The organism is Pseudomonas sp. GW460-12-10-14-TSB1 (assembly GCF_017349775.1).
In the GTDB taxonomy this organism is placed as follows: domain Bacteria; phylum Pseudomonadota; class Gammaproteobacteria; order Pseudomonadales; family Pseudomonadaceae; genus Aquipseudomonas; species Aquipseudomonas piscium.
Genome location: NZ_JACNAC010000002.1, coordinates 207,781 through 221,943 on the forward strand (window position 1 = coordinate 207,781; position 14,163 = coordinate 221,943).

The window sequence follows — 14,163 nt, forward strand, 5'->3', positions numbered from 1 at the left end:
CCCTAATGAATGCCAACACCTATCCTGCCGCGCAGAACGTCATGGTGCTCTACACCGGCGGCACCATCGGCATGCAGGCCAGCGCCCACGGCCTGGCCCCGGCCTCGGGTTTCGAGGCGCGGATGCGCGACTACCTGCACAGCCAGCCCGAACTGGTGGTGCCCAACTGGCGCTTTCGCGAGATGGCGCCGCTGATCGACAGCGCGAACATGACCCCCGTCTACTGGCAGCGCCTGCGCGAAGCCGTGGTCGATGCGGTCGACGTGCAGGGCTGCGACAGCGTGCTGATCCTGCACGGCACCGACACCCTGGCCTACAGCGCCGCGGCCATGAGCTTCCAGCTGCTGGGCCTGCATGCCCGCGTGGTGTTCACCGGCTCGATGCTGCCGGCCGGCGTGACCGACAGCGATGCCTGGGAAAACCTCGGCGGCGCGCTGGTCGCCCTCGGCCAGGGCCTGGCCCCGGGCGTGCACCTGTACTTCCACGGCGAACTACTGGCGCCGACCCGTTGCGCGAAGATCCGCAGCTTCGGCCGTCATCCGTTCGCGGCCTTGCAGCGCCAGGGTGGCGCAGCCAAGGCAACGTCGACTCCGCCGCAGCTGGATTACCGCCAGGGCAAGCAACTGGCCAGGGTCGGCGTATTGCCGCTGGTGCCGGGGATCGCCGCCGAACAGCTCGACGCCCTGCTGGGCAGCGGCATCCAGGCGCTGGTGCTGGAGTGCTTCGGCAGCGGCACCGGGCCGAGCGACAACCCGCAGTTCCTGGCCAGCCTGCAACGCGCCCGGGAACAGGGCATCGTGGTCGTGGCCATCACCCAATGCCATGAAGGTGGCGTGGAGCTGGACATCTACGAAGCCGGCAGCCGCCTGCGTGGCGTCGGCGTGCTGTCCGGCGGCGGCATGACCCGCGAAGCGGCGTTCGGCAAGCTCAACGCCCTGCTCGGCGCCGGCCTGGACACCGCCGAAGTGCGGCGCCTGGTGGAGCTGGACCTGTGCGGTGAGCTGAGCTGATCCCTCCCCTCGCTCCTACAGAAATACGCGTTCCTCTGTAGGAGCGACCGGTCGACGCTCGATTACCCGTGATAGCCGCAAAGCGGCGGTCCAACAGTCACACCGCAGCATCGTTGGAATTCATCGCGGGCAAGCCTCGCTCCTACCGAAGCACAGCGCGGCATACAAATTGCTCCGTTTTCAGCACTCCCCGGGCTGGAAACGGACATGCTGCATTCCCACCTCACCACCCTCAACGCCGTCTCGCTGGTGCTCAATACCTTCAAGGACCAGGGCCAGGACAGCGAAGCACTGCTGGCTGGCAGCGGCATCAACGCCGCCGACCTGAGCCGCGCCGACACCCGCATCACCACCAATCAGGAAATGCTGGTGTGCGCCAACGCCGTGGCCCTGCAACGGGATATCGGCCTGGAGCTGGGCCGGCGCATGCACGTTTCCAGCTATGGCATGCTCGGTTATGCCCTGCTCACCAGTGCCACCTTAGGTGACGCTTTGCGCCTGGCGCTGCGTTATCCGGCGCTGTTGGGAACACTTTTCGAGCTGAGCCTGGAAGCGGACGGCGAGCTGATCTGGCTGACCGCCGCGGATTACCGCGAAAACCCGGCGCTGGCGACCTTCAATATCGAGTTCTGCCTGGTGTCGATGAAGGTCATCTGCGACGACCTGCTGGGCCATCCGCTGCCCTTGCGCGGCGCCCGCTTCGACTACCCCGCCCCCGATTACCAGGGCCGCTACGCCGAGCGTTTCGACTGCCCGCTGCAGTTCGATGCGGTGTCCAACGCCTTCGCCTTCGACCGGCGCTGGCTCGAGCAGCCGCTGCCCCTGGCGGACGCCATCACCCACCAGGCCATGGCCGAACGCTGCCGCAAACAGAACACCGAATTCACCGGGCGCCAGGCCTGGCTGGGGCGCATCCGCCAGCTGCTGGCGGCGCAACTGGACGCCGCGCCGGGCCTGGAAGGCCTGGCCGAACAGATGAACTGCTCGGCCCGCACCCTGCGCCGGCACCTCAAGGACCTGGGTTGCAGCTATCAGGAACTGCTCGACGAGCTGCGCTTCGAGCGGGCCAAACAGATGCTCTGCGAGGACGACCTGCCGATCTACCGCATCGCCGAGGCCCTGGGCTTCAGCGAAACCGCGAGCTTCCGCCATGCCTTCGTGCGCTGGAGCGGCGTCGCCCCCAGCCAGTTCCGGCCCTGACACAAACCCCGGCATAAAGCCGCCGATTGCATTACATTGCCGGCCTTTCATACCGGCAAGGGACTGCAATCTTGAAACTCTTCACAGGCGCCGCTGCCAGGCACAACCGCTTTTACGGGATCTGCCTGACGCTGCTGATGCTCGCTGTCGCACCCGCCGCCCAGGCATTCGACCTGGACCTGGCCAAGATCAAATGGTGGCAAGTCTCCCGCGGCATTGTCCTGGACGAGCCGGAAACCGCCACCCTGCAGATCAAGCCGTTCCCCTTGCCCGGCCTTGCGCAGCTTCCGGCGCGGATCGTGCTCAGCCAGTACCGCGGGCTGTTCTATCTCAACGCCTATCAGGACGCGCAGTACCAGCAGCGCATCTACAAATCGCCGCCCTTGCCGTTGTTCAGCCCGGAGGAACTGCGGGCCTGTGTCTCGCCGGACGACCCGATCCAGGTCTCGGACAACTGGCCGCCCAGCAATCAACTCGAAGTCGGGCTGAGCCTGACGCCCTTGAGCTTCGACTGCGTCAGCCCGGACTGGCAGCTCAGCCAACGTTATCTGCTGATCGACCAACGTTATCCACAACAGCCGATGCTGGCCGTCAGTCACCGCCGGGACCTGACCCAGATGGACTTCACCCCGCTGCAACCGATAGGTACCGAGATCGAGCAACAGTGGTTGTATGCCCTGCAGCGCTTTCCCCAGTGGTTCCGACCCTTCAGCAGCGGCACGGGCCCGATCACCTTCAATGCCTATTCGCCACCGGCCACGGCGGACGACGTCTGGGCGCAGTTCCGCGAACTCCACGAGCAACTGCGCAAAGCCAAGGACAAGGCGCCGGGCATTCGCCAGGTGGAAGGTTTCTTTTCCGCCCATGACTTTCGCACCATCGCCCTGGACCGCAGCGAGTACCCGGGCCTGCTCAATGACATCGCCTACTGGACCAGCGAGGCCGGCCAACTGAAAACCGCCCGCCCCTGGCTGTTGGAGGTGCTGCGCCGGGAACCCGGGCGCATGCCGACCTACCTCAACCTGGCCGACCTGGACTGGGCCCAGTTCGAACAACGGCCGCTGGACAACATCCACCAGGGCCGTGCCATCGAGCGCTATCGGCTGTATTGCGGCATGCGCCTGCAACGCCAGCTGAGCGTGCCGCCACGGGTACTCCAGCGCCTCGGCCTGCAGTCCGCCAACCCGCAGGCGTGCCAGGGTTTCTGGCCGCTGGTGGCCGCCGTGGATGCCGGTGATGCGGCCGAGGTCCGGCGCTTGCTGGCCAGTGGCGTCAGTGGCGAAGTCATGGCCGATGACGGGCGCAGTGCGCTGTTGCACGCCCTGGATGCGCCAAACCTGGAGATTGCCCGGCAGCTGCTGGCCCACGGCGCCCATACCAGCGGCCAGTACAACTGGAGCACCCTGGCCCTGCTGGCCATGGAGCGCGACCTCAAGGACAGCCCCGACCTGAACCAGGGCGGGCGCCTGAAGTTCCTGCTGGAGGCCGGCGTCGCCATCGACGAGCAAAACAGCCGGGGCTACACCCCGCTGCTGCAACTGGCCGAACAGCAACGCAACCTCAAAGGCTTCACCTGGCTGCTGCAACACCCGCAGAACCTCGAACTGCGGACCGTGAATGACAACGAAACCGCACTGTACCGGGCGTTCTGGGGAAACAACTACACGGCCATGAGACAGCTGATCGAAGCCGGTGCCAATCTCAACCTGAACTACGGTCGTGGCACCTGTTCCAACCACCAACCCGGCGGGCAGAACCTGCTGACGTTCGTCGCCGACAAGACCTCCGCCGACGACAAGTCGCCCACTGTCAGCCAGCAGGAGACCCTGGACATGTTCACCCTGCTGCTGGAAAAAGGCGCCGATCCGAATGCCGGCCAGCGTTGCGAGAAAAACGGCCGCGCCCTGCTGCTGGACATCCTCGCCCGGAAAAAACGCGAGGACATGCTCCAGGTGCTGCAGCGCTTCACTCAAGCGCCGTCCGCAAGCTGAACCCACTGGCGCCCCGCAACGGGGCGCCGTGCCGCTTCATGGGGCGAATTGCGGACACAGGTTTTGGCCATATCGATCCCCTTTTGGCCGCTCCTGCCGTTCTCCAAAAGGCCCGGCGCCGCAAGACTGTGAGCACCGAACCAGCCTGCGGAGAACAAGAAATGCTGACGATCTACTCGGACGATCACCACCTGCACCATGGCCGCTGCGAACTGATCGACGGGCAACTGATGCCCTGCTTCGAAATGCCGTCCCGTGCCGACCATGTGCTGGACCGTGTGAAATATCGCAACCTGGGCCCGGTCGAGGCGCCCAGGGACTTCGGCCTGGGGCCGATCGAACGCATCCACAGCCGCGCCTACCTGGACTTCTTCAAGGGCGCCTGGGACCGCTGGGCCGCCCAGGGCATCGACGGCGACCTGCTGCCCTACACCTGGCCGGCGCGCACCCTGCGCAGCGTGATCCCCACCAGCCTGCACGGCCAGCTCGGCTACTACAGCTTCGACGGCGGCGCGCCGATCACCGCCGGCACCTGGCAGGCGGCCTATAGCGCCGCGCAGGTCGCCCTGACCGCCCAAGCGGTGATCCAGCGCGGCGCGCGCAGTGCCTTCGCCTTGTGCCGTCCGCCGGGACACCACGCCGCCGGCGACCTGATGGGCGGCTACTGCTACCTGAACAACGCGGCCATCGCCGCCCAGGCCTTCCTCGACCAGGGCCACAAGAAGGTCGCGATCCTCGACGTCGACTACCACCACGGCAACGGCACCCAGTCGATTTTCTACGCGCGCAATGACGTGCTGTTCACCTCGATCCACGGCCACCCGGAAGCCGAATTCCCGTTCTTCCTGGGCTACGCGGACGAGCTGGGCGAAGGCGCAGGCGTTGGCTTCAACTTCAACTACCCGCTGCCCGCCGGCAGCGGCTGGGACAGCTGGAGCGCGGCGCTGGAACAGGCCTGCGAGGAAATCCGCCGTTATGGCGCCGACATCGTGGTGGTGTCGCTGGGCGTGGACACCTTCAAGGACGACCCGATCTCGCAGTTCAAGCTCGACAGCCCGGACTACCTGGCCATGGGGCAGCGCATCGCCGCCCTGGGCACGCCGACGCTGTTCGTCATGGAAGGCGGTTATGCGGTGGAAGAAATCGGCATCAACGCCGTGAACGTTCTCGAAGGCTTTCAAAGCGCCCAGTGAAGGAAACCCGCAACATGAACAGGCTCAAAAGTTACATCGCGCCCGCACTCTGCGCGGCGCTGCTGGGCGGTGCCGCACAGGCTGAAGAACGCACCCTGCGTGTCTACAACTGGTTCGACTACATCACCCCCAAGGCCCTGGAAGACTTCAAGGCCGAGAACAGCCAGGTCAAGCTGGTCTACGACATCTTCGACACCAACGAGGCGCTGGAGGCCAAGCTGCTGACCGGCAACTCCGGCTACGACGTGGTGGTGCCGTCCAACGTGTTCCTCGCCAAGCAGATCGAGGCCGGGGTGTTCCAGTCGCTGGACCGCAGCAAGCTGCCGAACTGGAACCATCTCGATCCCAAGCTGATGAAGCTGATCGAGGCCAACGACCCGGGCAACAAATTCGCCGTGCCCTACATGTACGGCACCATCCTGATCGGCTTCAACCCAGCCAAGGTCAAGGCCGCCCTCGGCGAGAACGCGCCGGTGGACAGCTGGGACCTGATCTTCAAGGAAGAGAACATCAGCAAGCTCAAGCAGTGCGGCGTGGCCCTGCTCGATTCGCCGTCGGAGATCCTGCCGCTGGCCTTGCAGCACCTGGGCCTGGATCCCAACAGCAAGCAACCGGCGGACTACGCCAAGGCCGAAGCGCTGCTGCTGAAGATCCGCCCCTACGTCACCTACTTCCACTCGTCCAAGTACATGGCCGACATCGCCAACGGCGACATCTGCGTGGCGGTGGGTTATTCCGGCAGCTTCTCCCAGGCCGCCAACCGCGCCAAGGAAGCCAAGAACGGCGTGGTGGTGGACATGCGCCTGCCCAAGGAAGGCGCGCCGATCTGGTTCGACATGCTGGCGATCCCCAAAGGCGCGAAGAACCCGGACGATGCCTACGGCTTCATCAACTACCTGCTGCAACCCAAGGTGATCGCTCCGGTCAGCGACTTCGTCGGCTACCCGAACCCGAACAAGGACGCCACCGAGCTGGTCGATCCGTCGATCCGCAACAACCCCAACCTGTACCCGACCGACGCGGCGATGAGCACGCTGTACACCCTGCAGCCGCTACCTCGCGACGCGGAACGGGCACGGACCCGGGCCTGGACCAAGATCAAGGCCGGGACCTGAGCACCCGGTTCTTCTGTAGGAGCGGCCGGTCGACGCTCGATTGCCCGCGATGAACGATAACGCGGTGTGGCCGATACACCGCGGCGTCCCTATCGCGGGCAAGCCTCGCTCCTACAAAAGCTAGAAGCTCAAGGTCGCTTCAACACCCCGTCAGCCCTTGCGGCTGACGCTCCTCGACAAAGAACCACGGCCGCAGGCGCACGCCTACGCCGTTGCCGATAAAGGCCGCTACCAGCCACAGCCAGCCGTGCAGGCTGCCGGAGGCGATGCCGCTGAAATAGGCGCCGATGTTGCAGCCATAGGCCAGGCGCGAACCGTAACCCAGCAACAAACCACCGATCACCGCCGCCACCAGCGAACGCGCGGGAATCTTCAGGCTCGGCGCGAAACGCCCGGCCAGGCCCGCCGCCAGCAAGGCGCCGAAGACGATACCGATATCCATCACGCTGGTGATGTCCTGCCACACTGGCGCGGCCAGGGCCTTGGCGTTCGCCGCGCCCTGCCAGAACACCCAGCTGCCGACATCCACTCCCAGCCCGCTGGCGATCTTGGCGCCCCACAGGGCAAACGCCGAGGTGACACCCCAGGGCCGTCCGGCCAGGGCCAGGGTGGCGAAGTTCAGCAAGGCCAGGGCGACCGCGCCCCACACCAGCAGCCAAGGCCCGCGCAGCAGACGGCGCCAACCTTGGTGTGCGCTGTCGACCGGTGCTTCCAGCGCGCCGTGGCGGCTCTTTTCCAGGCGTACCGTGACCAGGGCAATCAAGGCGAACAGACCGAGGCTGAGCCCCAATGCCGGCACCACACCGAAGCGCTGCACGATGGAAACCGGCGGCAGCGATGGCAAGGCAAACCACCAGTCCACATGGTGGGTGGCGATCAGCGAACCGCAGATGAAAAACAGCAGGGTCACCAGCATCCGCGCGTTACCGCCACCCACGGTGAACAGCGTGCCGGACGCACAACCGCCGCCCAGTTGCATGCCGATACCGAAGATGAACGCACCGACAATCACCGAAACCCCGGCCGGCGCCACCAGCCCCGTGACCGGCGAACCGAACAGGCTGCCCGCGCCCAGGGCCGGGAAGAACAGCAGCACCGCCAGCGCCAGCATGACCATCTGCGCCCGCAGGCCGGCGCCGCGTCGATCGCGGATGAACACCCGCCAGGCCGAAGTGAAACCGAAGGCGGCGTGATACAGGGTCAGGCCCAGGGCCGCGCCCAGCAGCAACAGCCACACCTGGCGCGCGCCGACCTGGGCCTGCAGGAATACAGCGCCGGCCAGCAGCACGATCAAAGCGAACACAGGCGCGCCGAACTTGCGTTCGGGCGCCGCGGAAAGAATCAGGCTCATAAGGGTTCTCGGCAAAGACAATGGCCGCGAGTATAGCCGTCACACGCCCCAGGCCCGACGCAGACGCTCCAGGGCACAGGCGATAGCGGCCTCGGGCACCGCGGCAAAGCCCAGCACCAACCCCGCGCGCTGGTCCTGCGGCAGCGGCGAATCCGGCAGCCAGTAGTTGCTCAGGCCATTGATCTCCACATCCACTGCCGCGGCCTGCGCCACCAGTTCCTGCTCCCGGGCCAGGCTGTCCACCGGGATCGTCAGGTGCAGGCCCGCCGCCACGTTCGGCAACTTGCCCACCCCGGGGATATCCACAGGCCAGCCGGCCAGCAAGGCATCGCGCCGGCTCAAGGCGGCGCGGCGCATACGCCGGATATGCCGCTGGAAATGCCCGGCAGCCATGAACTCGGCCATCACCGCCTGGGTGCTGACCTCGGAGTGGCGCACATCCACCGCTCGGCGCTGGGCGAAGGGCTGCACCAGCGCCGGTGGCAATACCAGGTAACCCAGGCGCAAGGCCGGGAACGCGACCTTGCCGAAGGTGCCGACGTACAGCACCCGACCCTGCCGGTCGAGGGCTGCCAAGGGTGCCAGTGGCGCCCCGCTGTAGCGGTACTCGCCGTCATAGTCGTCCTCGACTATCCAGCCGTTGGTGCGCTCGGCCCAGGCCAGCAGTTCCAGGCGCCGGGCCAGGCTCAGGGTCACCCCCGTGGGGTACTGGTGGGACGGCGTGACATAGGCCAGGCGACAATCGCTCAGGCCCGCCAGGGCTGCGCAGTCGAAGCCCTCGTTGTCCACCGCCACCCCGTGCAGGCGCGCGCCGGCAATCGCGAAGGCATGCCCCGCCGCCCGATAGCCGGGGTTTTCCACAGCCACGCCGTCGCCGGGGTTCACCAGCAACTGTGCACAAAGGCTTATGCCCTGTTGTGCACCACTGGTGATCACAATTTGTTCAGCGCTGCATTGCATGCCGCGTGAACTGCGCAGGTAGGCGGCGATCAATCCGCGCAGACGCTCCTCGCCGGCCGAATCGCCATAACACAGCTGGCCCAGATCCGGCTTGCGCCAGAAAGCCGCATTCAGCTTGGCCCAGACTTCGAACGGGAACAGATCGAAGGCTGGAATCCCCACCCGAAAAGCCCGTGGCGGACCGCTTTGCGGGGTCGACAAATGATGCTGTTCGACCCGCTCCAACGCCTCGCTGTGGATAACTTTACTGGATGTAATCCCAGGTAAATTCGGGTTTTTTGTGGATAACCCTGTGGGTAAGCCTGGTGATAACCCTGTGGATACTTTTGTGGATACTTTTGTAGGTAAATCCCTCGCCGACTTTTTGATCGGCAGCCGGCTCTCGGGCAATTGCGCCACATAGGTGCCGTCGCCGACCCGGCCTTCGATAAAACCTTCGGCGTACAGCTGGTCATAGGCGCGCACCACGCTGTTGCGGGAAATCTCCAGGGCCGCCGCCAGGTCGCGACTGGCCGGCAGGCGCGTGCCGCTGGCCAGCCGGCCGTCCAGCACCCGCTGGCGCAACGCCTGGTACAGCTGGCGGCTGAGCCCCTGCCCACGGTCCAGCTCGATACCGGCGGGGTTGAAGGAAAGCGGCAATGCCGGGCTGTTCATGGGCCTGTCCCCTGAGCGGCTGAATGGAGTGGCCAAATGGACCTATGAAAATGACCAAAGATGGCTCTTACAACAGACCAATAGCCTGCCTAGGATGCAACCATTCGCCAAGGATATTTTTCCATGTACCTACCCCGCGCTTTCGCCGAAGAAGACCTGCCTACGCTGCACCAGCTGATCGGGGAAACCCGCCTGGCCACCCTGGTGACCTACGGGGAACGCGGCCTGCAGGCCAATCACCTGCCGCTGTTGTTCGCTTCGGACCAGGGCCCGTACGGCACCCTCTACGGCCACCTGGCCAGGGCCAACCCACAATGGCAGGAACTGGCCAGCGGCGCCGAGGCCCTGCTGATCTTCCAAGGGGCCGAGGCCTACGTCAGCCCGTCGCTGTACCCGAGCAAGGCCGAGCACGGCAAAGTGGTGCCGACCTGGAACTACGTGAGCGTGCATGCCTACGGCGTGGCCGAGGTGTTCCATGATCCGCAGCGCATCCGCGAAGTGGTCAGCGCCCTGACCAACCAGCATGAAGCCGGCCGCGCCAGCCCCTGGAAGTTCGAGGACGCCCCCGCCGAGTTCATGGACAGCATGCTGCGCGCCATTGTCGGCTTCGCCCTGCCGATTCAGCGCCTGGAGGGCAAACGCAAACTCAGCCAGAACCGCACCGCCGTCGACATCGCCGGCGTGCGCGACGGATTGGCCACCAGCGCCGATCCCCATGACCAGAGCATTTCCCAACTGATGCGCCAGGAGCAGCCATGAGCCAGATCCAGATTCGTCCCGTCACCGCCAATGATCACGCAGCCTGGCTGCCGCTGTGGCAGGCCTACCTGCGGTTCTACGACACCGAGCTGGCCGACGCGGTCACCCGCAGCACCTGGCAGCGCTTTCTCGACCCTGCCGAACCGACCCACGCCGCCCTGGCCTGGGACGGCGAGCAGGCGGTGGGCATGGTGCATTTCATCTACCACCGCTCCAACTGGAGCATCGAGAGCTCCTGCTACCTGCAGGACCTGCTGGTCATCCCGGAGCAACGCGGCACCGGCGTCGGTCGCCAACTGATCGAATTCGTCTACGCCACCGCCAAGGCCAACGGCTGCTGCAAGGTCCACTGGCTGACCCACGAAACCAACGCCACCGCCATCCAGCTCTACGAGCGGATCGCCGAGCGCCCGGGTTTCATTCAATTTCGCAAAGCCCTTTAAGCGTTCAAGGAGAACCCCATGCCGACCTCACTCGCCGACTGGAAAGGCGTGCCGCCGCCGTCCACCACCTTGCTCGAAGGGCGCTTCATCCGCCTGGAAAAACTCGACCCGGCGCGCCACGCCGACGACCTGTGGCAAGCCTTCCAGGGCCCGGGCGCCGACCCCAAGCTGTGGGACTACCTGCCCTACGGCCCCTTTACCGAACGCAGCGCCTTCAATGACTGGCTGAACAACCACGCGGCCAACAGCGACCCGTATTTCTTCAGCGTGATCGACCGGGCCAGCGGCCAGGTGCAGGGCATCCTCAGCCTGATGTCGATCGTCCCGGCCCAGGGCCGCATCGAGATCGGCCACGTCACCTTCGGCGCGCCCATGCAGCGTTCGCCCAAGAGCACCGAAGCGGTGTACCTGCTGGCCAAGGAAGCTTTCGCCCTGGGCTATCGCCGCCTGGAATGGAAATGCAACAACGCCAACGCCCGCTCCCGTTATGCGGCCGAGCGCCTGGGTTTCAGCTTCGAGGGGGTGTTCCGCCAGCACATGGTGGTCAAGGGCCAGAACCGCGATACCGCCTGGTATTCGATCCTCGATTCCGAGTGGCCGAAGGTCGGCGCGGGGTTCGAGCGCTGGTTGAGCGAGGAGAACCAGAGCGGTTCGGGGCAGGTGAAGGGACTGGTAGAGTGCCGGGGGTAACCCTCTTGTCAGGTGGTGTTTGGCTTGACGTCATCGCGGGCAAGCCTCGCTCCTACAGAAGCGTGTCGTTCGACGCGAACCTGTAGGAGCAGCCGGTCGGCGCTCGATTGCCCGCGATGCTTTTTCAGACCAACTTCTGCGCCAGCACGGCAATGTGCTCCGGCCCGATACCGCAGCAACCGCCCAGGTGGCTGGCGCCGCGTTGCCGCCAGTCGGCCGCCCACTGCAGGTAGCCCGGCGGATCGAGGTCTTCGCGCAGCGGGTCGAGGCCATCGTTGGCCGTGGCTTCCTTCGGTTGCGGCGGGAAGGCGTTGGCGTAGGCGCCGATATGGATCTTCACCCCCAGCCGCTCGAAGGTTGCCCGCGCCGCGTCGATCGCCGCGCCTATCACTTCCGGCTGGCTGCAGTTGAACAGCAGGGTTTCCACCCCCAGCTCGGCGGCCACCGCCGCCGCATCCGCCACCGGCTCGCCGGAGCGCAAGCGCGGCACTTCGTCGGGGTTCTCATCATGCAAGGTGAAGGATAGCCAGAAGGCCTTGCCGTCCTTGGGCAGGCCGGCGTGGATCGCCCGCGCCTCGACCGTGGAACTCTGGGTTTCCGCCAGCCACAGGTCGACATGGGGGGCCAGGCCGTTGACCAGCGGCGCCAGCAACTCCGCGGCGCGGTCGGCCTCGAACAGGTCCGGGCGATAGGAGCCGAACAACGGTGGCAGCGAACCGGCGACCCGCACCGGCTTGCCGGAAGCCTGTACCGCTCGCCGCGCCAGCTCGCCGGCCAGGGCCGCCAACGCCTGCCCTTCTGCGGCAAACCGCGCTTCGCCGATGTGGAACGGCACCACCGCGTAGCTGTTGCTGGTGATGACGTCGGCACCGCTTTCGATATAAGCCGCATGCACCGCTTCCACCGCCTGCGGTGCTTCGCTCAGGGCCAGCGCCGACCACTCGGGCTGCCTGAACGGCGCCCCACGGCGTTGCAGTTCACGACCCATGCCGCCATCCAGAATTACCCTGCTGCCTGCGCCCATATGCTCTTTACTCATATGCTTATGAAAATAACTCACTATCTGAGTCGTTCTTATAACTATTTAATACGCACCATTCAGTTAATAACAACCTTTTTTCTGCTCGGGACTTCCATGAATTTCAAACCGCTGCTGGCCCTCGGCCTGACGATTCTCGCTGCCTCCAGCCAGGCCTTTGCCGGCGCTACCCTGGACCGTATCGAACAGAAAAAAGAGCTGGTGGGCGTGCTGATGGAAAGCTACCCGCCCTTCTCCTTCCTCAACGATCAGAACCAGCTCGACGGCTTCGACGTCGACGTGGCCAAGGCCGTGGCTGACAGACTGGGGGTGAAGCTGCGCCTGGAAACGCCGTCCTGGGACGTGATCGCCGCCGGCCGCTGGAGCGGTCGCTACGACATCTGCATCTGCTCCATGACCCCGAGCAAGGCCCGCGCCGAGGTCTTCGACTTCCCGGTGCAGTACTACGCCTCGCCCGCGGTGATCGTGGTCAACGCCAAGGACCAGCGCATCCACGGCGCCAAGGACCTGAGCGACAAGAAGGTCGGCCTGACCAGCGCTTCCAGCTACGAGAGTTACCTGAACAAGAACCTGGTGATCGAGGGCGCCGAGGACACCCAGCTGCAGTACCCGTTCGACAACGTGCAGATCGCCCCGTACGACACCGACAACGTGGCCTTCCAGGACCTCGGCCTGGGCGCTGGCGTGCGCCTGGACGCGATCCTCACCAACCTGGTGACCGCCCAGCCGCGCCTGGCCCAGGACCCGCGCTTCAAGCTCGCCGGCGAGCCGCTGTACGCCGAGCCCAACTCGGTGGCCATCGAGAAAGGCGACGCCCAGTGGCATGCCAAGGTCCGTGAAGTGTTCGCCCAGCTGAAGCAGGACGGCACCCTGAGCAAGCTCTCGCAGAAATGGATCGGCGCCGACATCAGCCAATGACTTCTCTTTCCCAACCGCCTCGGCCACCGCAAGTGCTGGCCGAACCGCTGGCCAAACGCCTCTTCGGTTTCCGCACCCGCCTGTACCTGACCTGGGCGGTGCTGTTCGGCCTGTTCGCCAGTTTCTTCCTGAGCTTCGACCTGAAGTTCTCGATCATCCTCGACAAGCTGCCCAACCTGCTCGGCCTGACCCTGGCCCCCAGCGGCTTTCTGCAAGGCGCGGCGCTGACCCTGTTCCTCTGCCTCTGCTCGATCGCGTTGTCGTCGCTGCTGGGCTTCGTCACCGCCCTCGCCCGGCTGTCGAAAAGCGCCGTGGCCTTTGGCATCGCCAGCTTCTACGCCTCGTTCTTTCGCGGCACGCCGCTGCTGATCCAGATCCTGCTGATCTACCTCGGCCTGCCGCAGCTGGGCGTGGTGCCGGGCGCCATCGCCGCGGGGATCATCGCCCTGTCGCTGAACTACGGCGCCTACCTCAGCGAGATCTTCCGCGCCGGCATCCTCGGCGTGCCCCACGGCCAGCGCGAAGCCTCCCTGGCGCTGGGCATGCGCGACAGCGTGATCTTCTGGCGCGTGACCCTGCCGCAAGCCATGCGCACCATCATCCCGCCGGCCACCAACCAGTTCATCTCGATGCTCAAGGACTCGTCGCTGATCTCGGTGATGGGCGTCTGGGAAGTGATGTTCCTGGCCCAGTCCTACGGCCGCTCCAGCTACCGCTACATCGAAATGCTCAGCACCGCGGCGATCATCTACTGGCTGCTGTCGATCGGCCTGGAACTGATCCAGGCGCGGATGGAAAGGCATTACGGCAAGGCTTACGCCAAGCGCGGTTGAAGCCGAT

13 protein-coding genes are annotated in these 14,163 nt (G+C 65.4%); 10 read left to right on the forward strand and 3 right to left on the reverse strand.

The window, feature by feature from the left end:
- Window positions 1-5: 5 nt before the first annotated feature.
- The 5 genes from J4D52_RS02490 to J4D52_RS02510 all read left to right on the forward strand — a co-directional run bounded on the left by J4D52_RS02490 (window position 6) and on the right by J4D52_RS02510 (window position 6,509).
- Complete coding sequence (locus J4D52_RS02490; RefSeq protein WP_102676113.1) at window positions 6-1,010, forward strand: asparaginase; 1,005 nt, start codon at window positions 6-8, stop codon at window positions 1,008-1,010.
- 207 nt (window positions 1,011-1,217) lie between these two features.
- Window positions 1,218-2,210, forward strand: a complete 993-nt coding sequence (locus tag J4D52_RS02495; RefSeq protein ID WP_102676112.1) for an AraC family transcriptional regulator — start codon at window positions 1,218-1,220, stop codon at window positions 2,208-2,210.
- A gap of 71 nt (window positions 2,211-2,281) precedes the next feature.
- Window positions 2,282-4,201 carry an ankyrin repeat domain-containing protein gene (locus J4D52_RS02500; protein ID WP_102676111.1) on the forward strand — a complete coding sequence of 640 codons (1,920 nt, stop codon included), beginning with the start codon at window positions 2,282-2,284 and terminating at the stop codon, window positions 4,199-4,201.
- A gap of 161 nt (window positions 4,202-4,362) precedes the next feature.
- Window positions 4,363-5,394, forward strand: coding sequence for a histone deacetylase family protein (locus J4D52_RS02505; RefSeq protein WP_009051617.1), 1,032 nt, complete (start codon window positions 4,363-4,365; stop codon window positions 5,392-5,394).
- Window positions 5,395-5,408: 14 nt separating this feature from the next.
- Window positions 5,409-6,509 (forward strand): polyamine ABC transporter substrate-binding protein, encoded by a 1,101-nt coding sequence (locus J4D52_RS02510; protein WP_102676110.1) that lies wholly within the window; start codon window positions 5,409-5,411, stop codon window positions 6,507-6,509.
- Window positions 6,510-6,648: 139 nt separating this feature from the next.
- Here the strand turns inward: J4D52_RS02510 and J4D52_RS02515 are convergent, their stop codons facing one another.
- Both J4D52_RS02515 and J4D52_RS02520 read right to left on the reverse strand, forming a co-directional pair.
- Entirely contained in the window at window positions 6,649-7,860 is a 1,212-nt protein-coding gene (locus J4D52_RS02515) for a YeeE/YedE family protein (RefSeq protein ID WP_102676109.1), read from the reverse strand.
- A gap of 39 nt (window positions 7,861-7,899) precedes the next feature.
- On the reverse strand, window positions 7,900-9,474 hold the full coding sequence (locus J4D52_RS02520) for a PLP-dependent aminotransferase family protein (protein ID WP_102676108.1): 1,575 nt from the start codon (window positions 9,472-9,474) through the stop codon (window positions 7,900-7,902).
- 123 nt (window positions 9,475-9,597) lie between these two features.
- Here J4D52_RS02520 and J4D52_RS02525 point away from each other — a divergent pair, with 123 nt between their 5' ends.
- The 3 genes from J4D52_RS02525 to J4D52_RS02535 are packed head-to-tail and all read left to right on the forward strand — an operon-like array spanning window position 9,598 to window position 11,366.
- Window positions 9,598-10,233 (forward strand): FMN-binding negative transcriptional regulator, encoded by a 636-nt coding sequence (locus tag J4D52_RS02525; RefSeq protein ID WP_102676107.1) that lies wholly within the window; start codon window positions 9,598-9,600, stop codon window positions 10,231-10,233.
- Complete coding sequence (locus J4D52_RS02530; RefSeq protein WP_102676106.1) at window positions 10,230-10,676, forward strand: GNAT family N-acetyltransferase; 447 nt, start codon at window positions 10,230-10,232, stop codon at window positions 10,674-10,676. The genes J4D52_RS02525 and J4D52_RS02530 overlap by 4 nt, the downstream gene beginning before the upstream one ends.
- 18 nt (window positions 10,677-10,694) lie before the next feature.
- On the forward strand, window positions 10,695-11,366 hold the full coding sequence (locus J4D52_RS02535) for a GNAT family N-acetyltransferase (protein WP_102676105.1): 672 nt from the start codon (window positions 10,695-10,697) through the stop codon (window positions 11,364-11,366).
- Between the two features lie 124 nt (window positions 11,367-11,490).
- Here the strand turns inward: J4D52_RS02535 and J4D52_RS02540 are convergent, their stop codons facing one another.
- Window positions 11,491-12,390: a homocysteine S-methyltransferase family protein gene (locus J4D52_RS02540; RefSeq protein WP_102676104.1), complete on the reverse strand. Its 900-nt coding sequence runs from the start codon at window positions 12,388-12,390 to the stop codon at window positions 11,491-11,493.
- 111 nt (window positions 12,391-12,501) lie between these two features.
- Between J4D52_RS02540 and J4D52_RS02545 the strand changes: the two genes are divergently transcribed.
- Together J4D52_RS02545 and J4D52_RS02550 are read left to right on the forward strand one after the other, a co-directional pair.
- Window positions 12,502-13,323 carry an ABC transporter substrate-binding protein gene (locus tag J4D52_RS02545; protein WP_025806960.1) on the forward strand — a complete coding sequence of 274 codons (822 nt, stop codon included), beginning with the start codon at window positions 12,502-12,504 and terminating at the stop codon, window positions 13,321-13,323.
- On the forward strand, window positions 13,320-14,156 hold the full coding sequence (locus J4D52_RS02550; protein WP_102676103.1) for an amino acid ABC transporter permease: 837 nt from the start codon (window positions 13,320-13,322) through the stop codon (window positions 14,154-14,156). Before J4D52_RS02545 ends, J4D52_RS02550 begins: the two co-directional genes overlap by 4 nt.
- The last annotated feature ends 7 nt before the right edge of the window (window positions 14,157-14,163 follow it).

Excerpts from the sequence above, each read along its gene's own strand:
- J4D52_RS02490 (WP_102676113.1), top strand. The coding sequence starts at position 6 with ATGAATGCCAACACCTATCCTGCCGCGCAGAACGTCATGGTGCTCTAC.
- J4D52_RS02550 (WP_102676103.1), top strand. The coding sequence starts at position 13,320 with ATGACTTCTCTTTCCCAACCGCCTCGGCCACCGCAAGTGCTGGCCGAA.
- J4D52_RS02530 (WP_102676106.1), top strand. The coding sequence starts at position 10,230 with ATGAGCCAGATCCAGATTCGTCCCGTCACCGCCAATGATCACGCAGCC.
- J4D52_RS02540 (WP_102676104.1), bottom strand. The coding sequence starts at position 12,390 with ATGGGCGCAGGCAGCAGGGTAATTCTGGATGGCGGCATGGGTCGTGAA.
- J4D52_RS02495 (WP_102676112.1), top strand. The coding sequence starts at position 1,218 with ATGCTGCATTCCCACCTCACCACCCTCAACGCCGTCTCGCTGGTGCTC.
- J4D52_RS02545 (WP_025806960.1), top strand. The coding sequence starts at position 12,502 with ATGAATTTCAAACCGCTGCTGGCCCTCGGCCTGACGATTCTCGCTGCC.
- J4D52_RS02535 (WP_102676105.1), top strand. The coding sequence starts at position 10,695 with ATGCCGACCTCACTCGCCGACTGGAAAGGCGTGCCGCCGCCGTCCACC.
- J4D52_RS02505 (WP_009051617.1), top strand. The coding sequence starts at position 4,363 with ATGCTGACGATCTACTCGGACGATCACCACCTGCACCATGGCCGCTGC.
- J4D52_RS02525 (WP_102676107.1), top strand. The coding sequence starts at position 9,598 with ATGTACCTACCCCGCGCTTTCGCCGAAGAAGACCTGCCTACGCTGCAC.
- J4D52_RS02520 (WP_102676108.1), bottom strand. The coding sequence starts at position 9,474 with ATGAACAGCCCGGCATTGCCGCTTTCCTTCAACCCCGCCGGTATCGAG.
- J4D52_RS02510 (WP_102676110.1), top strand. The coding sequence starts at position 5,409 with ATGAACAGGCTCAAAAGTTACATCGCGCCCGCACTCTGCGCGGCGCTG.
- J4D52_RS02515 (WP_102676109.1), bottom strand. The coding sequence starts at position 7,860 with ATGAGCCTGATTCTTTCCGCGGCGCCCGAACGCAAGTTCGGCGCGCCT.